At 48.9% G+C, this 20,636-nt stretch carries 20 protein-coding genes; 5 read left to right on the plus strand and 15 right to left on the minus strand.

Annotated features, from left to right (window positions below):
* Positions 1 to 7 precede the first annotated feature (7 nt).
* The 12 genes from MHB71_RS15505 to MHB71_RS15560 form a co-directional block, all read right to left on the minus strand.
* A complete protein-coding gene (locus MHB71_RS15505) occupies positions 8 to 406 on the minus strand; it encodes an FxsA family protein (RefSeq protein WP_036669966.1) in 399 nt (132 codons plus the stop codon).
* A gap of 7 nt (positions 407 to 413) precedes the next feature.
* Positions 414 to 950 carry a thioesterase family protein gene (locus MHB71_RS15510; protein ID WP_076318369.1) on the minus strand — a complete coding sequence of 179 codons (537 nt, stop codon included), beginning with the start codon at positions 948 to 950 and terminating at the stop codon, positions 414 to 416.
* A 101-nt stretch (positions 951 to 1,051) separates the two neighbouring features.
* Complete coding sequence (gene pyk, locus MHB71_RS15515) at positions 1,052 to 2,479, minus strand: pyruvate kinase (protein ID WP_017689492.1); 1,428 nt, start codon at positions 2,477 to 2,479, stop codon at positions 1,052 to 1,054.
* 105 nt (positions 2,480 to 2,584) lie between these two features.
* Positions 2,585 to 3,616 carry an acetyl-CoA carboxylase carboxyltransferase subunit alpha gene (locus MHB71_RS15520; protein WP_036669951.1) on the minus strand — a complete coding sequence of 344 codons (1,032 nt, stop codon included), beginning with the start codon at positions 3,614 to 3,616 and terminating at the stop codon, positions 2,585 to 2,587.
* A complete protein-coding gene (accD, locus tag MHB71_RS15525; RefSeq protein WP_036609844.1) occupies positions 3,617 to 4,510 on the minus strand; it encodes an acetyl-CoA carboxylase, carboxyltransferase subunit beta in 894 nt (297 codons plus the stop codon).
* Positions 4,511 to 4,915: 405 nt separating this feature from the next.
* Positions 4,916 to 5,104, minus strand: coding sequence for a hypothetical protein (locus MHB71_RS15530; RefSeq protein ID WP_017689496.1), 189 nt, complete (start codon positions 5,102 to 5,104; stop codon positions 4,916 to 4,918).
* A gap of 284 nt (positions 5,105 to 5,388) precedes the next feature.
* Complete coding sequence (locus MHB71_RS15535) at positions 5,389 to 5,880, minus strand: phosphatidylglycerophosphatase A (RefSeq protein ID WP_036609851.1); 492 nt, start codon at positions 5,878 to 5,880, stop codon at positions 5,389 to 5,391.
* A 310-nt stretch (positions 5,881 to 6,190) separates the two neighbouring features.
* Positions 6,191 to 6,403, minus strand: coding sequence for a hypothetical protein (locus MHB71_RS15540; protein WP_340026871.1), 213 nt, complete (start codon positions 6,401 to 6,403; stop codon positions 6,191 to 6,193).
* A gap of 151 nt (positions 6,404 to 6,554) precedes the next feature.
* Positions 6,555 to 10,331, minus strand: coding sequence for a DNA polymerase III subunit alpha (locus MHB71_RS15545; RefSeq protein WP_340026872.1), 3,777 nt, complete (start codon positions 10,329 to 10,331; stop codon positions 6,555 to 6,557).
* Positions 10,332 to 10,493: 162 nt separating this feature from the next.
* Entirely contained in the window at positions 10,494 to 11,078 is a 585-nt protein-coding gene (locus MHB71_RS15550) for a nitroreductase (protein WP_076252315.1), read from the minus strand.
* A 1-nt stretch (position 11,079) separates the two neighbouring features.
* Positions 11,080 to 11,997: an ABC transporter substrate-binding protein gene (locus MHB71_RS15555; protein WP_338708291.1), complete on the minus strand. Its 918-nt coding sequence runs from the start codon at positions 11,995 to 11,997 to the stop codon at positions 11,080 to 11,082.
* Between the two features lie 119 nt (positions 11,998 to 12,116).
* Positions 12,117 to 13,787, minus strand: coding sequence for an AraC family transcriptional regulator (locus MHB71_RS15560; RefSeq protein ID WP_338708290.1), 1,671 nt, complete (start codon positions 13,785 to 13,787; stop codon positions 12,117 to 12,119).
* Positions 13,788 to 13,958: 171 nt separating this feature from the next.
* On the opposite strand from MHB71_RS15560, the gene MHB71_RS15565 reads away from it, so the two are divergent.
* From MHB71_RS15565 to MHB71_RS15575, 3 genes are all read left to right on the plus strand, one after another.
* The gene (locus tag MHB71_RS15565) at positions 13,959 to 14,288 is read left to right on the plus strand and encodes a YtrH family sporulation protein (RefSeq protein ID WP_026081169.1); all 330 of its coding nucleotides are present in this window, start codon (positions 13,959 to 13,961) and stop codon (positions 14,286 to 14,288) included.
* Positions 14,289 to 14,309: 21 nt separating this feature from the next.
* On the plus strand, positions 14,310 to 14,798 hold the full coding sequence (locus tag MHB71_RS15570) for a hypothetical protein (RefSeq protein ID WP_338708289.1): 489 nt from the start codon (positions 14,310 to 14,312) through the stop codon (positions 14,796 to 14,798).
* Positions 14,799 to 14,879: 81 nt separating this feature from the next.
* Positions 14,880 to 15,221: a YtpI family protein gene (locus MHB71_RS15575; RefSeq protein WP_338708288.1), complete on the plus strand. Its 342-nt coding sequence runs from the start codon at positions 14,880 to 14,882 to the stop codon at positions 15,219 to 15,221.
* A 143-nt stretch (positions 15,222 to 15,364) separates the two neighbouring features.
* Here MHB71_RS15575 and MHB71_RS15580 read toward each other — a convergent pair whose 3' ends face one another.
* The 3 genes from MHB71_RS15580 to MHB71_RS15590 all read right to left on the minus strand — a co-directional run bounded on the left by MHB71_RS15580 (position 15,365) and on the right by MHB71_RS15590 (position 17,740).
* Positions 15,365 to 16,699, minus strand: coding sequence for a DRTGG domain-containing protein (locus MHB71_RS15580; RefSeq protein ID WP_036609860.1), 1,335 nt, complete (start codon positions 16,697 to 16,699; stop codon positions 15,365 to 15,367).
* Between the two features lie 212 nt (positions 16,700 to 16,911).
* Positions 16,912 to 17,196, minus strand: a complete 285-nt coding sequence (locus MHB71_RS15585) for a hypothetical protein (RefSeq protein ID WP_085981456.1) — start codon at positions 17,194 to 17,196, stop codon at positions 16,912 to 16,914.
* 196 nt (positions 17,197 to 17,392) lie between these two features.
* Positions 17,393 to 17,740: a YlbF family regulator gene (locus MHB71_RS15590; RefSeq protein ID WP_036609862.1), complete on the minus strand. Its 348-nt coding sequence runs from the start codon at positions 17,738 to 17,740 to the stop codon at positions 17,393 to 17,395.
* 237 nt (positions 17,741 to 17,977) lie between these two features.
* On the opposite strand from MHB71_RS15590, the gene MHB71_RS15595 reads away from it, so the two are divergent.
* Together MHB71_RS15595 and MHB71_RS15600 are read left to right on the plus strand one after the other, a co-directional pair.
* Complete coding sequence (locus tag MHB71_RS15595; protein ID WP_076318368.1) at positions 17,978 to 19,345, plus strand: YheC/YheD family protein; 1,368 nt, start codon at positions 17,978 to 17,980, stop codon at positions 19,343 to 19,345.
* A 50-nt stretch (positions 19,346 to 19,395) separates the two neighbouring features.
* On the plus strand, positions 19,396 to 20,586 hold the full coding sequence (locus MHB71_RS15600) for a YheC/YheD family protein (protein ID WP_340026873.1): 1,191 nt from the start codon (positions 19,396 to 19,398) through the stop codon (positions 20,584 to 20,586).
* The last annotated feature ends 50 nt before the right edge of the window (positions 20,587 to 20,636 follow it).

The raw sequence follows: 20,636 nt of genomic DNA on the forward strand, positions 1-20,636 counted from the left end.
TGGTGTTTCATTTCGGACGACGATAAAACGTAATTTTGCCACTTTTCATTTTTTTCTCCAGCCACCCCAGGAAGAACAGACGGTACACCGGACGTGTTAATGGAAATACCAGTGTAAAGCCGATCAGATCCGTTACAAAGCCTGGAATCAAAAGCAAGAAACCACCGACAAAAATAAAAAGACCATCGACCATTTTTCTTCCAGGTACCTTGCCACGCTCCATCTCGGATTTGGCGTCCACAAGTACTTTTCGCCCTTCAAACTGCAACATTGCTATACCAATCAAGGACGTGAGAATCATGAGAAGCAATGTCTTTCCGGCTCCGATCCAGTCACTCATCAGAACAAAACCAAATAATTCAATCACCGGAATGATTAAGAGTAAAGCCCACATCCATTTTCGCATTGACGTATTACCCCTTTCCCGAAAGCCACACCTTTTCAAGCGCGCTGTATAACTCAGAGGCTGCCTTATCCAGCCGAACTGGCTTCCAGTCCCCATTCACCCATACATGCTGGGTAGAACCTGTAACTAGCCGTTCACCGGGGAGTGATTCATCAGTTGACCATACCCGTTCTCCAATCGCCATATGCTCATCAGGTTCTTCAGACATGCGTCTTACGTCATACTCATAATTCAGTCGCAGACCACTAAATGCAGCAATACGGGTGAAAATGATAATCTCATCATCATATCGGGCAGGCTTGTGATACTTCACATCCAGTCCGGTTACGGGAAGCAGTAACCCCTGTTCCTCCATTTTACGATATGTATACCCCATTTGGCGAATCATCTCAGTTCGACCGATTTCAAACCAATTCAAATAGTTCGCGTGGTAGACCACGCCCATCTGGTCACTTTCTTGATAGCGTACACGAAGACGTGCCGCATACCAGTTACCATTGCTCTGTTCACGCACGTTATCGGCCTCCTTCGCTCTATCATTCATACGTGTTACCTCGTTGTAAAGTGTCAATAAGATGGAAAAAAAGCAACGGGACAATAAAGCCCCATTGCTTCTTTCCTGTTGCTTCTCCATCCAAGACGCTATTAAGCGTTGTTTGGAATTTGGCTTACTTTAATCAGGTTGGTAGAACCGGAACGACCCAAAGGTACACCTGCTGTGATCACAACCAGGTCTCCTTCTTTAACAAGTCCGGATTTTACGCCGCCTTCAATTGCATTTTCGAACAAAGCATCCGTGGAATCAACCAGTCTTCCTTTGACAGGAGTTACACCCCAAGCCAGAGCCAAACGACGGGAAGTTCTGTCTTCCGTTGTCACAGCGATGATTGGAGATTCTGGACGATACTTGGAAATCATGCGTGCAGTATGTCCTGATTCAGTCGAAGTAATGATCGCTTTTGCGTTCAAATCTTGAGCTTGGAGAGCAACCGATTGGCTGATTGCTTCTGTAACTGTTGTTTGTTGAGCAACACGTTGTTTCAGGTACAACTCTTGGTATGGCAGAGCAGATTCTGCTTTTTCAGCAATACGGGACATGGTCAGAACAGATTCAACTGGGTATTTACCCGCAGCTGTCTCACCGGACAACATGATTGCATCCGTACCGTCGAAGATCGCATTCGCCACGTCACTTGCTTCCGCACGTGTTGGACGCGGGTTACGCTGCATGGAATCCAGCATTTGTGTAGCTGTGATAACCGGTTTACCTGCAACGTTACATTTTTGGATCATGCGTTTTTGTACCAATGGTACTTCTTCCGCAGGAATCTCAACACCCAGGTCTCCACGAGCAACCATCAGGCCGTCAGACACTTCAAGGATTTCGTCGAGGTTATCGACACCTTGTTGGTTTTCGATTTTGGAGATGATTTGGATATGTCCAGCATTGTGTTTTTCAAGCAATTCACGAATCTCAAGTACGTCACTTGCTTTACGTACAAAAGAAGCCGCGATGAAATCGACACCTTGTTCGATACCAAATACGATATCGTTAGCGTCTTTTTCGGTGATACCCGGTAGAGAAATGGCAACGCCCGGAACGTTAACACCTTTTTTGCTTTTGATCGATCCGCCGTTAACGATACGGCATTTGATCTCGGTGCCTTGCACTTCCACCACAGTCAGTCCGATCAGACCGTCGTCGATCAGAATTGTAGATCCCGGTTCAACATCATTCGGAAGATCTGTATACGTAATGGAAAGACGTTCTTTGGTTCCCAGAATTTCTTCTGTTGTCAAAGTGATGTACTCGTCTTGAACCAATTCGATCGGTTCAACTTCGAGTTTACCTGTCCGAATTTCCGGTCCTTTGGTGTCCAGCAGGATTGCTACTGTTTTGTTCAACTCTTCGCATGCTTGGCGAATCGCAATGATCCGTCCGCCGTGCTCATCGAAATCACCGTGGGAGAAGTTCAGACGGGCCACATTCATACCGGCCATAATCAATTTTTTGGTGTTCTCCAGAGATTCACTGGATGGACCAATGGTACATACAATTTTCGTTTTACGCATTTTGGGTTTCCTCCGATTTTAAAGGTATTACTCTTTATCTATTTTTCTTTTTCCAACTATTAAATTTACTATACTTTTGCTCATTTGTATAGGAAATTCGTCACATTATTCAGCATTTCCCGACAAATTACTCGCAACATCGACTTTTACAAGCTCTTGAGGGGCTTCATTGGATGCTTGAGGTTCAAACGTGACCGATCCAATTTTACGGAATTTCTCATAACGATCCTGTTTCAGTTGATCCCCGCTCCAACCCTTCATATCGTCGAGATGACGGACCAAAGCTTCACTGATGAAAGCAGCAGATGCTTCATAATCCCGATGAGCACCGCCGCGTGGCTCAGGGACAATCTCTTCAATGACTTCCATCTCCAACAGGTCTTTGGCTGTTATTTTCATTGCTTCAGCCGCCTGATCTGCCTTGGATGCATCCTTCCAGAGAATCGAAGCAGCGCCGTTCGGAGAGATTGCAGAATAGATCGCATGTTCCAGCATCAACACACGATTACCCACAGCCATAGCGAGGGCACCGCCGCTTCCACCTTCGCCGATGACCACAACAATAACAGGAACCGATAGCTTCGCCATTTCCATCAGGTTGCGAGCAATCGCTTCCGATTGACCTCTCTCTTCTGCAGTATTACCCGGATACGCCCCTTTAGTATCAATAAACGTAATAATAGGACGGCCAAATTTGTTCGCTTGTTTCATCAGACGAAGTCCTTTTCGGAAACCTTCTGGATGAGCGCTGCCGAAAAAGCGGGCGATATTATCCTTCGTGTCTTTCCCCCGCTGTTGTCCGATTACCGTTACTGTCTTTCCATTCAACTTGGCAAGTCCGCCAACAACCGCAAGATCGTCTCCGAACATGCGATCACCGTGCAGCTCAATGAAGTCCGTAAATATCAGCTGGATCAGGTCCAGCGCCGTTGGGCGCTGCTGATGACGGGCCAGATGCATCTTCTGAGCTGCTGTTATGCCAGTGTAGATCTCTTCTTCAAGTCTATGGTAACGTTCTTCCAGGCGGGCAATCTCGTCCGTGAAGTCGATCCCTTTTTCCTGTCCAAACTGTACGAGTTCATCAATCTTTTTGCGCATCTCAACCAGAGGCGCTTCATATGGCAACTCACCCGCCATTTAGACCCCTCCTTTTTCACTATGCATATCCAAAAGCTTGCCAAGAGTGGCCCGAAGCTCTTTCCGGTGCACAACCATGTCCAACTGACCGTGTTGCATATTAAATTCAGCCGTTTGGAAATCATCAGGTAACTTCTGACGGATCGTCTGTTCGATAACGATTCTGCCGGCAAAACCAAATACAGCGCCAGGTTCGGCAATGTTAATATCGCCCAGGCTCGCAAAACTTGCCGAGACTCCACCTGTTGTTGGGTCCGTAATGACCGAAATGTACAACCCGCCCTGTTCATCTAAACGGGATAAAGCTGCGCTTGTTTTGGCCATTTGCATGAGGCTGAGAATACTCTCTTGCATCCGGGCACCACCTGATGTTGAGAAAATAATCAATGGTAACCGTTTCTCTGTGGCATGCTCAATGGCACGGGTAATTTTCTCCCCTACAACAGAACCCATGCTGCCTGTGAAGAAATCAAAGCTCATGACAGCAACAACTACAGGCAGGCCATCAATGGTTCCTTCCCCTGTAATTACCGCTTCCTTCAGGCCCGATTTCAGACGCTGTTGTTCCAATTTGTTGCTATATCCAGGAAAGCCAAGTGGATCAACCGATATCATATCAGCATCAAACTCAACAAATCCTTGATCATCAAGTACCATAGCAATGCGCTCCATAGCGTTAAGACGCATATGATAACCGCAGGCAGGACATACTTTCAGATTTTTCTCCAATTCCTTGCTATATTGAATCGTGCCGCATTTGCTGCACTTGTTCATAAGCCCTTCAGGTATTTCACGTTTTGGGCGTTCTAGGACTTCCTGGCCTTCGCCGGGAAGTGCACGCTCGGAAGGTATGGTAGCGTACTTCCGTTTCTTCTGGAATATATCTTTGAACACAACTACACCTCTCCAGCCGTTGATTTGATGGCCGCAACCTGCAAAGCGCTGCTTGTGGCAGCTTCATCCGCGTGTTACGGTAAACCGCTTACGACCCACACGCTGCCATGGGCCTTGTCCAGCATTCACAACAAAAAAATCCGCCGGTACAGGGCAAGGATCACCGGCTTCTGTCAGCACGATTGATGTTACCTGCAAAAACCGAAAGATTGTTGCGCCGATGTTTGAATCTATCTTGGTAGGGTCTCCGGGAGCAACCAGGTCGGTCCTTGTCCTAACAAAAAAAGAAGGAAGGACAGCAGCATACAATACATGCAAGTCGATTCCTCTCTCCGCTTACGCGATTAGTCCCTTATGTACCGATGGTACTTCTTCATCTGCCAAGGCACGTTGATGTCGAACAAATCAGGAATGCAGAATGGAATTCAGCACTTCCTGGACCTCTTCCAATTCCCCAGAAGGGACGCGAATCTCAAATTGCTGCTTGGATAAACTGATGGGACGGGTCTGTACCAGAAAACCTTCTTCCGAAAGCTTGGTCTTGATCTTGTCCGCAACCTTTGCTGTCGGTGCAATGTAAATCACCGTCCACATGCCTTGTCCGCCCCCTAAGCTAATGTTCAGAGCCCGTATATTGGACTAATGATAACATACCTCACTTTTTTTCTGCAAGAAAGGGTTCGGGACCTTTGGGGAGAATTTGGGATCATGAGGGACATTAGTCCCCCACGAATAACTCATATGGTTGACGAAATCTTCTTGTTCATACCTCTTCCATAAGTAGCCGCAAGCTTATCAGGGCAGCGTCAGCCGCCCTTGAAGACCTTCATATGAGCCATTAGATTGACCATAACAGACAAGCATGGAAATACAGGGGGTTAAAGGTCTGAGGGGTATTTTTTGGCTTTAATATTTTTGTGTGCAATCCGGGCAGAAGCCGCAGCAGCCACCCCTGCGACCAGATCATCCAAAAAGACATGAATGGCTGTTGTGTGTTCGTTCAAATCATGAATTACACCTATTTTTTCTTTATCCAGGTAACCAAAGCTGGTTAAACCAATCATACCATACACATGAGTAATGCCGAGGGCCAGAGTCTCGTCCACTCCATACAGGGATTCATCCGCTTCCATAATAGCCTGTAACGGTTGGGGCAAGAGTTTTTTCTCCGCAAGTTCGTCGAGAGCAATACCCGTATAGAGCGTATATTGCACCTCTCGTTTCTGCAGAACGGATTTCACGCTGGTTACACAGTCGTCCAAGGTCAGTTCGGGGTGGTACCCTTTTTGCAGACGGTATACAATTGCTGCGATTGCATCAATCCGTACACCCCGCCGGGCCAGCATGGCTTCTACGATTTCATATGACATATCTCGACCTCCCGCATCAATCCCCCGAGGACCACGAGGTCCTTCGGTGTTCTCAAGTGTATGCAGCAACCTGTTAAAATGTTCATAAAATGTGCGGATGGTTAAGACCAGTCGCACCCTGGACCTGTTGCAGGATTGTACATTCCGCTCTGGTCTGTAGCTGGCCTATGACAAGTCTGCAATTTGTTTGTTTAAACCCTGTCGTCAGGGAACCGAGCTCGCACTAAAATAATCAAAAAAAAACCTGTTCAGCATTGAGCCAAACAGGTTTCATACTATGGATAAGTGCTATCACTTACGGGACAGCCTCTTATTTAATTTTGACCGTGCCTTCACCCAGCATTTTCTCCATCTCGGAGAACAAGGTTGGTGATGGCTTAATCCGGTAGGCATCACTCAGCGCAAGCAGCTTCTGCTGCTGCTCATAGAAGAGCACTGTCGCCACAGGTCCGGGATGCTCCTGAAGCAGCTGCTTCAGACGTGCCAGAAGCTCAGGCTTCTCCGCATGCGGGGCAATCTTCACGAACACCCGTTGCTCCACGGCCCGCGGTTCGCGGCTCTGCGCCGGGCTGCCTGCCGCCTCTGCGGCACCGCCAGGCCGGGAAGCCGCCGCCGTGGCTGCGCCCGTACCCGCCGCATCGCTGCGCGTCGCTGCTGAGCCTTGGCTCCCGCTGCTACGCGCAGCGGAAACATCCCCGCCTGCGCTGCTGCGCTGCGCTTCGGCTCCTGCGCCCGCTGGTCGCCGCGGCGAAGCCGCCTGCGCCGGGCGCGAAGAGCCTGCCGCTGCCGGGCTTGACGCGCCGGTCACGGCTGCGCAGCTGCTGCTCCAGTGCCGCCGGTGACAACGGCACCACTTCCTCAGCCAGCAGCTTAAACCCTTCGTCCTGCTGCTGCACTTTGGCACGCACGACGAGCAGTTCACCTTTCCCGACATGTTGCTGGCTACGCCGCCATACCTCGGGAAAGAGAACCACTTCACAGCGTTCAATCTGGTCTTCCAGCTCCATGAACGCCATAGCCTTGCCCTGTTTCGTCGTAATCGACTTCACAGACACAACCATACCCGCGGCGACGGTCATCGTGTCGTCTGCCGCCTCGGTCAACTCCATGATCCGGTCAGCCCCACTCGATTCCAGCACATCTTCATAGTCATCCAGCGGATGCCCGGAGAGATACAAACCTAACAACTCACGCTCCAGCTCCAGTTGTTGCCCTGAGGAATAAGGAGGAATTTCCGGATATTCAATCTCCCAGTTTGGCGTCTCAACAAAGTCGAACAATTGAATCTGCAGATCCTCACGTTCCTTGCGCCATTTCAACGCTGCTTCAACAGTCTCATCCAGCATCGCCAGCAATTGGGCCCGGTGCCCAGGTAATGTGTCAAAAGCTCCGGCCTGGATCAGCGATTCAATCACACGTTTGTTGCATACACGCAAATCCACACGACGACAAAAATCGAGCAAACTGTCGAACGGTCTCTCCTGCCTTACGATCATAATGCTTTCCATTGCCTGGGTACCGACATTTTTCACAGCGGCCAGACCAAATCGTATTGCACCCGTTAATTTTTCCTCATCCGAATTATCATCAGACACTGCAACGTTCTTCTCCACAGAGGACAGTTCCCCTTGCTCCGCGCGCGAGGAAGAGGCCTCTTGTCCCTCGTCATTACCATTTTCCATTGAAGAAGCCGTCACCAATCCCGGTTCCTTCCGGTTGTCGGATGCCTCAGGCATGGATGTCGCTGCCTGCCACTCATATCCACCACCGTCCTCTTCCGGTCCAGGACCGGGATCATCCGGTAGAGGTGCTTCACCATATTCGGTTTGTCCCGAATGCCCATCATGCTCATGAACGCGATCTTCCCTGAAGGAACCCACGTTAACATTCGTGGCATGTTCTTCGGCAGGGCTTCCAGCGTCATTCTCTGCATCTGCTCCCGCAGTCTGCTGCGATGCATTGCTCTGATCCCCGGTTCCTGCGCTGCCGGACGGCACAAATACAGGTGTAAACAGAATACCGCTCTCATTCACATCCGGCGGAAGCACCTCCATGTCCATACGCCGACATTCCACCACGTACTCTGCCACTTTCCGATGACTGCCCATTACGGCTGTTAACATGGATGCCATAAAATGAACCGGATAATGCGCCTTCAGATACGCCGTCTGGAACGCAAGCACACCATATGCCGCGGCATGAGCACGCGGGAAGCCATAGTTGGCAAACTTGACGATCATATCATAGACCAGGTCTGCCTCTTCTTCGCTATACCCTTGTTTCAGGCTGCCTTGTACAAAGTGTCCACGCTCCAGATCCAGCACTTCCCGTTTCTTCTTGGAGACCGCTCTGCGGAGCAAATCTGCCTCACCCAGCGAGAAACCCGCCATCCGGGAGGCTATCTGCATGATCTGTTCCTGATACACGATGATCCCGTACGTATCTTTCAGGATAGGCTCCAGATCCACATGGGGGTAATCCACTTCAATCTGTCCATGCTTGCCCTGAATGTATTTGGATATGAACTCCATCGGACCCGGACGGTACAAGGCAAGTACAGAGATTACATCTTCAAAACTACTTGGCTTCATCTCTTTCAGCACACGGCGTACCCCGGCAGATTCCAGTTGGAATATGCCCATCGTGTCCCCTCGCCCAAGCATCTCGTACGTTAACGGATCATCATCGGGGATAAGGCGGAAATCCGGAATTTCTCCATGTTCCCCAATCCAGCGTACACACCGCTCAATGATTGAGAGGGTACGCAAACCAAGAAAGTCCATCTTAAGCAGCCCAATAGACTCCAGGTTTTCCATGGAATACTGGGTTAACGCTGTCCCTTCACTGCCCTCCTGAAGTGGCACTGCATCGGTCAGCGGGTCACGGGAGATAACCACTCCCGCAGCATGGGTCGAAGCATGACGTGGCATGCCCTCGACCTTCATCGCCATATCCAACAGCTCACGTGTCTTAGGCTTGGTTTCATAGAGCGCCTTCAGCTCAGGTGTAGCTTCCATGGCCCGCTCGATGTTAATACCAAGTTGAGCCGGAATCAGCTTTGCAGCCTTGTCCACTTCGCCATAAGGCACATTCAGGGCCCGCCCAACATCACGTACGGCTGCACGGGCAGCCATCGTTCCAAACGTAATGATCTGGGCGACATGGGCTTTGCCATATTTATGCGCGACATAATCAATGACCTCATCCCGCCGCTCATCGCTGAAGTCAATATCAATATCCGGCATAGAGATCCGCTCGGGATTCAGGAATCGTTCGAAGAGCAGGTTGTATTTCATCGGATCAACATCGGTAATATGCAAAGTGTACGCTACCAGACTACCTGCCGAGGAGCCCCGGCCCGGTCCAGTAACAATGCCTTGTTTATGCGCATAGGCGATAAAATCCCAAACAATCAAAAAATAATCCGAGAATCCCATGCTGTCGATTATACCCAGCTCATACGCCAATCGTTGTTCGAGTTCGGATCGAAGCTCTGCATCTGTCCAACGTGTGGACTGCGCATAACGCTCCTCCATTCCTTCTTCGCACAGCTGACGCAGATACACCGAAGGGCTGAGTCCATCAGGAAGCGGTCTGTATTCCGGCAAAATCGATTTGCCAAATTCCAGCTTCAACTCACAGGAATCCGCAATGCGGACGGTGTTTGCCAGAGCTTCCTGTACATGAGGAAACAAACGAGCCATCTCTTCTTCACTTTTCAAATAGAGCTGATTGGTTCCAATTCGGAGCCGATTCTCATCATCCACGGTCTTGCCCGTTCCGATACAGATCAATACATCCTGAAGCTCCGCATCCTCTTCGGACAGATAATGAGCATCATTGGTGGCTACAAGCGGAATCTCCAGCTCGGCAGCCAGTTTGATCAAATGTGGATTTACCCTTTTTTGCTCCGACAGCCCGTGATCCTGAAGTTCCAGATAGAAGTCGTCACCAAAAATATTTTTGTAGCGTAACGCCGCACGTCTCGCCTCTTCTTCTCGTCCATGCAGTAAATGTTGTGGTACTTCACCACCAAGACACGCACTTAGACAGATAATGCCCTCGTGATGGGCAGCCAGACTTTCCATATCTACACGGGGTTTGTAATGAAAACCTTCGAGATGTCCAATCGAGCACAATTTCATCAGATTTCGGTAACCCGTCATATTTTTGGCTAACAAAATCAAATGATGAATCGGTTGATCCTTGCGGCTTCCCCGCTCTTTGCGGGACCCTGCTGTCATGTATGCCTCGCACCCTATAATCGGCTTGATGCCTCGTTCAACGCAGGCTTTATAGAAAGGAATAGCACCATACATCACGCCATGGTCGGTCAGCGCCAGTGTTGTCATTCCGAGATCTGCGGCTTTGCCCACGAGATCCGGAATACGCGCAGCGCCGTCCAGCAAACTGTATTCGCTGTGAACGTGCAAATGCACAAAAGAACTCATGTTTTTTTCTTCCTTTCCCCACTAAAGACATTCCATTAAAAATCTATAAATAAAAGACGTATGCTAAACTTTGCAAAAACGTGTGACTGGGAACAAAAAAAGAGAGGTAACAGATATATCATAATATCTGTACATCTCTTTTTACAAGTCTGTGTAACCTTCTTATCCCTCTTCATGACGAATCCAGGTAATGAGTTGCTCTGCCGGTTTTCTGCTTACAGGTCGTGAAACAGCATCTTCTCGAAGGTACCCAAGATGAAGTGTCCCCACCAACCGTTCGCCGGAATTCAGGCCTATTTTCGCGGCAAACGTATCCTCCCGGTTGTATTCGTTTGTTTTCCATACCAGTCCGATGCGTTCTTCCCAGGCGAGCAATTGCAAATTCTGAATCAGCCCAGCAGCTGCGAGCAAAGCCTCTTCATTTTTCCAACGATCCGTACCCTGTCGAACCACAACGCACACATGCACTGGCGTGTCTTCACAATAGTCCTTCGCTGCACTCTGCCCAAACTGTTCGAGTTCTTGTGGTGTATATGTCGATAGCACAGCATTGCTGAACATTTTACGACCCTCGTTCATAAAAACGATAAAGCGCCATGGTTCTTGTTTGGAATGATACGGAGCCCACACCGCAGCCTCAAGCAATTCAAGTAGCTTATCCTCAGATACGGGTCTGTTGCTGAATGACCGTACTGTTCTTCGCTCACGAATAACGCGCTCCACCGAATTAGATTGTGTATTCTTCATCTTAGTGATTTCTCTCCCTAATTACAGAAACAATATCCTCGACTGCATTCAAAGTAGCGACGGATGAGTACCCAAAGTTCATCCACTCCTTGTCCCCAACCAGATATACCTGATCTTCCTTGACTGCCTTCATTCCTTTCCAGATGTTACTTTCTTTCATTTCATCGTATAATTTCTGGGCATTCGTGTTGTCATCGCCACCATCAATTTGGAGAATGATGTGATCAGCCTGATATTCGGTAAGCAGTTCCAGCGAGACCGGCACACTCCCTTCATTTTTAGGATAGGCTGCTACCGTTTTCAATCCAAGCTCTTTATGAATCACCATACCTCTGTTGGACAGTTCACCCATAACATAGCTTTCTTTGGGCATGATTCTTAAGTAAATAAACGTCTCGTCTCCTACAAGAGCTTTTAGCTCATCGCGAGCAGTCGCAATTTTCTTATCATAATCCTGTATAGCCTGCTCCGCTTCCTTCTGCTTGCCCAGCGCCTCACCCATATCCTTCAATTCATCCCGCCAATTGTCCCTATCGGGAAGAAGAACTGTTTTGGCAATCTTGGCGTACTGGTCATATAATTTCTCATCCCGCCATTTCGGCGCGATAATGATATCCGGATCGGTTGCGAGAATGCCCTCCATGTTGGAACCATTACCTAACTTAGGCACGCTGTCGAATTTGCCTTCCAAATAATCCGGATAATCCGAATGATAGTTCTCTGCAGCCACAGGAGTCACACCAAGAACATACAAAAAATCAGGATATGTCACCGAAGTCGCAACCACGCGCTGTGCTTGTGTCTGAGGTTCGGTTCCCGCATTGGGTTCCGCCTTCTCTCCATTCGTCCCCGCGCAAGCTGTAGCCAGTAGCAAGGTAAGGATCATTCCTAATCCAAACCATTTGTTCGAATGTTTCATCTGTTTATCCCCTTCGGTGTTTAAATAATAACGATTCTCATTCTCATTATATACACACCCAGATATTAATGAATGGATATTTGGGCGTCCCAATTTGGATTTTTGCGAAGTCGGCAAGTTCAGGTCATACGTCTTATCAGTCTCTTCCTCTTCAAAAGATCTAACATCTCATGAATGGCATATTGAGTGGCAAGTGGGGAAAACGAGAAATTATACCACTCCGTATTGCTAAGCACATACACCCGATGATTCTGCACAGCCAGAAGCCGATCCCACATCGGGTGATCATAAAGATGAAGCCGGGCATCTACCCCATCCTCCATCTGAAGCAGAATATGATCAGGCTGAATTTCAGCGAGATGTTCAACGGCAACCAGCGTTCCCTCCCCAGAAAAAAGAGATGCCTTGGGCATGTTCAAATCCAGCTCCCGGTACAGCATACTCCCCCTTGAAGACTGTTCCCCATAAAGCGTTATTCCCTCACGGGTCAGACGAATGTAGACGATAGTCTCACCAGGAATAAGCGTCTGTAACTGTTCTCTTGCCTGGTACAGCCCCTCATCAAAATTGCTGATCACTTGCAGCGCCTGTTTGCTTTTTCCTAATAATTCTCCCAGATCTCTTAGTTCCTCTCTCCAGTTGCTGCGCTCAGGTAGAAGCACCGTTGTTGCAATTCGGTTAAGTTGCTCATAATTCATGCTGTCCTGCCATGCGGACGCAATGATCAGATCGGGTTTCATCCTCCGAATTTCTTCCAGGTTGAGTACATGACTTCTCTCCCACTTGCGAACTTGCTTGAACGATTCTTTCAGGTAATGCGGAAATTCACAAAACGGCGCTTGGGCAGCTATTGGAGTCATCCCAAGTGTATATAACAGCTCAGGTGCAGTCATCGTGGTTCCTAAATATCGACGATTATGCAGATACAGACGGGGGGAACGTCCTACTTTTTGCTTGAATCTTCGGCTGAAATAATGCTCATCTTCATAACCGACCTTACGGGCAATCTCATAGACACTGTCTCCAGTAAGATTCAATAACTCCTTGGCCCGTTTCATGCGTAATTCGGTGATATAATCACTTGGATTTTGATTCGTGATTTCCCTGAACCTTACGGTGTACCATTTGCGGCTGACATTAGCCATCTGCGCCAGTTGCTGGACCGTGACAGGTTCGTCGTAATGTTCATCTAGGTAGTCAATCGTTCTTTGTACAGCCTGATCGGGCTGTTGCGAGTGAACTTCGGGTTCAGCTTCCCTTCTTATATGCTCGACCAATTTACATATCCATTGTTGAAAAAGAAGATGACACCACATCGGATCATGCAAGTCAGTATGTTGAAATGCCTCCACGATCTTCTTAATATCCTCCACAGCAGCATGTTGAAGAGCAACGAAGCTGCTTGGCTCAAGCTCGTGATCGTCCTCATCATTCTGCTTGTCCCATGGGTCTTCCGTGGGCGCCAGCTCCTGCGTCAGCCGAACCCTATGACATTGAATGATATAACAGACCAGTGGAGTTGAACCCCGGTTGACCAGAAAGGGCGACTGCCCTTTTTCGATTAGAAACAAGTCATGGGGACGAATGGATTGGATGCCCTCTTCCAGTTCAACCTCTCCATCGCCGCTAACTCCAAGAACCAACTCCACGCCAGATACGGCAGCAGACCTCACAGCTACACCTGTGCCGAAGTTATACTTTTCCCCTGCGAGCAAGCTGACCTGCACGGCATCTTTCAGCACCATGGTCCAGTCTCTGAATAACAATCCGTATTTCGTCTCCAAGTTCATATCTTTATCTCCCCTGCCAGACTGTGAGTAACTTTAATCGCTCGATACATTTTTATCGACATTCTATCATAACGTTTGGGGGCACGCCCATACAATAGAAGTACAAGCCGCTCCCCCTGTGACAGACCGAAGACAGGAGGTGTGCTGCTAGGTCTGAAAGGGGTGTTGCCAGTGAGCACATTTTTGTCCAAAGCCATTCTTGATTTCTTTATTGCGTTTGGAATCGTGCTGGGCGGCGCGATGATCGGAGGTATTGGAGCCGTGATCTCTCTTCAGCCTCCGACACAGACGATGCTCGATATTTCTGGAAAAATAAAGATATGGGCACTCGCAGCCGCTGTTGGCGGCACAATAGATCCCATGCGTGTCATCGAGAGCAATTTCCTGGATGGTAACCTGTCTCCGGCAGTCAAACAAATCCTGTATTTGATCTCTGCTTTTATGGGCGCGCATATGGGAACCGAGCTGGTGAAATGGGTGTGCGGCGGAGGCCGGAGCTAATATGAGACAGGAACAGCGTTCATGAGAGTTCCGCCATTTTCTCGTTACCGCCCGCTGATGCGATTGACCGCTGTGTTTGTTCTGGGAATGATCGCTGGATGTGTCGTCTACAACGGCGTATTTCACCTGAGTTACAATGCGTTGTGGCTGAACAATCAGGAGCTGCAGCTTCAGCTGCATCAGAATGAGGAGGATATCAAAACGCTGAAAAAATACAGTAAACGCCAAACCGTTATCAAGGAAATCAAAGTCCGTGCAGAAGAATCGGATAAGGGGCCAGACGAGGCTTCTCTGAAAGTGATGTTACAAAAGCTCGGAGACGAACTTGAGGTACTTCGGGGCAGAGATGTATTCAACATCGATGAGTATAGCAAAATGACGCGAATCATGCTGAATCAGAAAGTTTACTCAGTCAGGGAAAAGGAATACACCGTTCAGGTCAAAACGATGCTGGTTATGGAAGGCGTACTGCAAGTTTGGGTACAGATTCGCATGCACGTTCCTGCGTAACAGCAAAAACTGCCCTTGTCTGCATCTCTGCATGGTACAATAAGGGCAGTAAATGCTTTCCAGAAAAGGAGCTGCGTCTTTGTGTTCATTGATGTACTCAAATATGCACTAATCGCGATCTTTGCTGTTGCCATGGTTTTTGCAGCGTTGAACAGTATTCGTTCACACAGAAGTTCGGATGCTACCAGCGCCGGTCTGTACCGTTCGTGGACAAATATCTGGATGGGTGGCATGCTTGTTGATCTTGCACTGATTCTGATGTTTGTCTTCACGGGCTCCACTTTATCTGTGATTGTGGAAGCGCTATTTCTGATTATGGGTGCGTATAATGTATTTGCCGGAATACGTAACCGCAGTTATTATGCGCGGCTTCAACAACGGTCCAGTAATGGATCAGGTAAAACCTCCGGACAATCTGCATGATTCATTGAAGCGCTATCGTTGTCTGCAAAAAGAGAGTACTTCCCCTTCGTTAAGCGAAGCCAGAACCGCGCGACAGCGCAACCCGGCAGAGCTTCTTGATCAGGGAGTACTCTCTTTGTCTATGCCCGAGGCAACGTAGCCTGCTAGGCATGGTCAATCGACTGCAATGTCATTACTGCTTTGCATACCACACTGCCTTCACGGGTAACCACAATGTCCATTTTGCACGTTCGACGACTGGTTTCCAGAATTAACGGGCGAACCAGGATCTGATCCTCAATCTGTACCGGTCGAACAAAATAAGTTGTTACATTATCTACCACATGGTCGTTCCCTGTAACATCCCACGCTGCCCGCCGGCCAGCCTGTGTCATCACATTCAACAGAACACCTTCGGAGATCGTACCCAGATCCGTTGCCATCTGAGGAATGATGAATCCGTGAAATAACAATTCGTTCTGTTCACCGCGCTCCTCTGCAAACCCGTTCCAGATCAGATGATCAAACGTCTCTCCCAGTTGTGGCTGCTTCTGTGCATCCCGCATGGCCTGAAGTACTTCCTTGCGTGTGACGGACGCAATCAGTTTGCGATTCCGATCCACGATTGGCAGAAAATCGATACCTTCCCAGGTCATAATCTGGGCAGCAGAAGCAAGAGATGTCTGCAATGAGGCCGTAATCGGGCGGCGTATCACACATTTCTCAATACTTTGATCTTCTTTCAGCTCACTGACATCCTTCAGACTCACAATCCCGATGACCCGGTTCCATTCATCCACCACCGGGAAGCGATGTTCACCCGTCTCTGAAACCAACATATGAAAATCTGCGGCTGAACTGGTCACCTTCAATACCTGCAAGCGAGGTTTCTGACCAATGATATCCTCAACAAGCATAATTTTTTTCTTAATCAGCCGGTCGAAGATCGCACGGTTAATCATCGAAGCCACCGTGAATGTATCATGTCTGGATGAAATAATTGGTAGCCCAAGCTCGTCAGCCATAATTCTTACTTCACGACTTGTCCCAAAACCTCCCGTAATCAACACGCCCGCTCCCTGTTCGAGGGCAAGCGAGTGAGCATCTTCACGGTTACCTACAATCAGTAGACTCCCAGCGTCAATATAACGGGCCATTGCCTGTTCTTTCATCGCACCAATCACATACTTGTGCAGCGGTTTGGCGAGACCTTCGTTCCCCCCCAGCACATGGCCTTCCACAATGGTCACAACATCAGCAAAGGTCAACTGTTCCGACATGCCCCGAGGTCTCTTCTCGATCCGCACCGTTCCAATTCGTTCCTTGGTCACGACCAGCCCGAAGTTCTCCGCCTCTTTCACCGCACGATACGCTGTCCCTTCACTTACACCCAGCTCCCGCGCAAGTCCACGTACTGATATTTTGCTACCAACCTTCAGTTGTTCAATATGTTGAAGTAACTGTTCATGCTTCGTGACGTTCTCTTCCTGTCCGTCCAACTGTACCACCCCCGAAGATGCATCTGTACTATACTGTATCTATTATAACACGGCTTTAGGAAAATAACCCCACCCCTACCCATTCTCACAGGCAAGTTCGCCATCTGAATTTAATCATCCCATTAACCTCTAATTCTGTATGTACCAAAAAAGACCGGGGCCCCTTTGTACCAAGGGATTCCGGTCTTCCATGTTGGATCTCATTCTGTACCTTATACAGACTCGCTCCGCTCCTGCTTGTCCAGCAGTTTCATCTCCCACTGCCGCAACTTCGCCCGGCGAACGGCTTCCAGTGCACGCTTCTTCTCTTCATCTACACCGAGAATAAAATGCAGATGTGCACCAACGATTAATAAGGAGAACAGCACCCATACGATGCCAAAAATATTAACCCAGTCCATTCCTCCAGCAAAGGAAATCCGCGGCAGTGCAATGACCAGCATCGACAACGCAATAAGCAGATAGATCACATGTTTTGCTTTTTTCAACCTCTTCACCATTCACAGCTCCTTCGTTCTTGATCGACTCTATATGTCTAGTCTATGAACGATAAGGAGCTAATATGAAAGGTTCAGGTAAAAAAACAAGACAAGCGTTTAGTACGTGTTCAAAAAGATCAGTTTTCAGTACCGAGAAGATGGAATGAAGCTAGGCATCCTTCGTAATCAAAAGTGGACTTTTTGAACTACCTTTTTACGCTTCAGCGCCACCGTACAGATGACCCAGGCTGTCAGCAATAATTTTATTCACGTCTTCAATGATGACACTGAGGCGACGCTCCGCATCAAACAAACGACGGATGTTCAGATTCAAACTCAGTACTTCAAACAGCTTCTCCATTTTCTCCATCTCATCCGGAGCTGGCATATCCCCGCTCATCATACGTTGTTGCAATTCCATTTGTTGATCACGGAAGTTATCCAGCATTGCTTTTGCATCCGGATCAGCTTCAATCAGCTTCATCGCGGAAGTAATCTCTTCCACCTCGCTGCTTTCTCTCAGTGCTTTGGCCAAATCATTGGCTTTGTCATAAATGTTCACTATTATTCCTCCTCAGATTGGTTTGTTCATCCGTGTTAATACACGCTTTTCTCTCCTGTCAAACAAGGGCGCTCTGAAACAGGCCATCCATAACCTGCCTCGAAATCAAATGCATTTAATCCATATGGGTCAATCACCAAGGGTTATATGTCCTCATATGATGAAGCACATGCCATGTTCAGATGCCGTTCAACTTCGAGATCAGACATCAAGTTGCCGCCCGGAAGGAGATCCGTGATGTCCACTAAAAAAGTAACGATTCAGGTTACCGGCTCGGGCATCCTGCAGGACGACGTCATCATGCTGGGCGAAGGGGTGCTTAAGGCGCTTAAAATCCCTTCAGGAAGGCCGCTTCAGCTGCAATTTGGCTCTTTCCGCCGCGAAGTCACTGTTATTCCGGTACCAAGGTATGACGGGCTGCGCATCAATCAGACAGTTGCCAGCAAGACCGGTCTCGTTCCACGTTCGGTCCTGAGGGTATCCTATCGTTCAGCCAGCCGTACGCTTCGCCTTGGACCCTACATCAGTGTACTGGTTAGCCAGGATTATCCCGATCAGCCAGATCGGCCCTTTGGCTCCATCACGATGTTCTGTCAAGAACTGGTGAACGCCTGCCGTAAGCAAGGCGCCTATGTATCCTTTTTCACACCGGAGGATATTGGAGCGGTAACGGGTTATATGAAAGGCTGGGTGTATGATGACGGCTGGAAAAAGACTGTTCTGCCTGTAGCAGACGTCGTCAATAACCGGCTAACGTCCCGCAAGCTTGAGAACAAACCTAGCGTACAGCATTTTATGAAAGAAGTAAAATCGCTCTACGGCACGCAAACCTTCAATGAAAAGTTTCTGGACAAAAACGAAGTGTTTGACGCACTCAAGTCCATTTCAACGCTTAAACGAGTTCTTCCCGAGTCTCATTTGCTCAAGACGTCCGCCATGCTCAAGACGATGTGCAACCGACATCCGGTTGTATTTCTGAAGCCCGTCCGCGGTTCTTTGGGCAAAGGGATCATCCGGGTCTCACGTCAGATTGACGGAAGCTTCCTGACTCTGGCGACTGGCGTCGGGGGTACCCGGAAACAAACGTATACTTCTCTGGATAAACTGTATGCCAGTATGTCTGGGAAAATGAAAACAACGCGTTATCAGATCCAACAAGGGCTGACTCTCATTGACAACAGTGGCAGACCCGTGGATTTCCGTGCGCTCGTGCAAAAGAACCGTACAGGTAAATGGAGTGTAACCTCCATCGTCGCCCGGATTGCGGGCGGGAGTCACTACGTATCCAATCTGGCACGGGGTGGAAGTCTCAGCACCGTCAAGGATGCTGTTGCCAAAACACAGTTGACTGGATCAGCCAAAGCTTCCGCGTATGCAGGATTGCACACCGCAGCACTGGATATCGCCAAAGGGATCGAGAGTGCCATCCCTGCTCATTTTGGTGAACTTGGTATTGATCTGGCCTTGGACACCACTGGGCGCGTATGGCTGCTCGAAGTCAACTCCAAACCATCCAAGAATGATAATACACCACTGAGTGAGAGCAAGATCCGCCCTTCCGTCAAAGCCATGCTCGAATATTCTACGTACCTGGCGGGTTTTTGAAAAGTTATTCCCTATGGGAAACAAATCTGATAGAGGAGAGGTGCAGCGTAATGTTTCCATCATCTCAGACCAAGACACTGGCCATTCTGGTACGTGCAACCGAAGGCTCACCTCCCTTTACAGATGAACTTTTCTGCCGTCGTCTCAGTTTGGGGAGCATGAAATACGCCCTTCAGATTATTGTGATCCCGATATCAAATGATGCAGTCCATCTCCCTCTTCAATGGGGATATGTCTATCATCAAGGGAAGTGGAATTCGGTACCTGTTCCTGCAGTCGATCTCATTATGGATCGTTGTCTTCGCCCTATCTCCAGGTACGCCAGACAACAGCTTAAGGAATGGATACCAACCAACGGCACAGATCAACACCGTTATTGGTCTGCTTCCCTTCCAGGAAAATGGGAGGTACATCGTGTGTTGTCCCGAAATCCTGAATTGAGGTCACAACTTGCTCCCACAACCCGGATCGGATCGCATATTCCTTGGGAAACATGGCTGGACCGTTGGCCCAAAGGACTGTTCTTCAAACCGGTATCCGGGACTCATGGCAAAAATACCTTTCGCCTGTCTCGGGGAACGACTCCATCAACATGGATCGTGGAGGGGCGTAACGAGGACAATGAAACCTTTTTTCTTACATTCAACCATACCCAGGCTGTATCTTCCTGGCTAGCATTACATCAGGCTGAGCGTAAGATGATCGTGCAGCCATATCTGGATCTTAGCCATCATGGAAGAGCATTCGACATACGGGCTCTAATGCAAAAGAATGGGCAAGGTCGCTGGACACTTACCGGATGTATGGTACGGGAAGGACCCGAAGGTTCACTCACGTCCAATCTTCACGGTGGGGGTAAAGCATATCCTGCCCACGCATATCTGCTCCAGCGATATGGAACGATCCGCACGGAAACTCTGCTGAAGAGCATCCGGCAGACTGCTACTCTTATCCCCACCCTGCTGGAAAGCCGTTTTGGCAGGTTAGCCGAATTGGGGCTTGATTTCGGAGCAGATGCAGAGGGCCAACTCTGGCTAATTGAAGTCAACTCCAAACCAGGCCGCACCTCATTTGCAGAAGCGGGCGACCGACGCATGCATACCCTGACTTATACCCGGCCGCTTGCCTATGCCCGTTATCTGTTGCAACAACATGTTCTCACGGACGTCTTTCGTCCAATGAAATTGCCGAATACATCCAGCAAAGCTGGCCTGAAACCCATCCCGATTCACGGCGGCTGAGGCCCGCAGCGCCCGCTTGCCATGGAGCCCAAGGATCTTTTCAGGATAGG

The organism is Paenibacillus sp. FSL H7-0940 (genome assembly GCF_037979415.1).
GTDB classification, from domain to species: domain Bacteria; phylum Bacillota; class Bacilli; order Paenibacillales; family Paenibacillaceae; genus Paenibacillus; species Paenibacillus amylolyticus.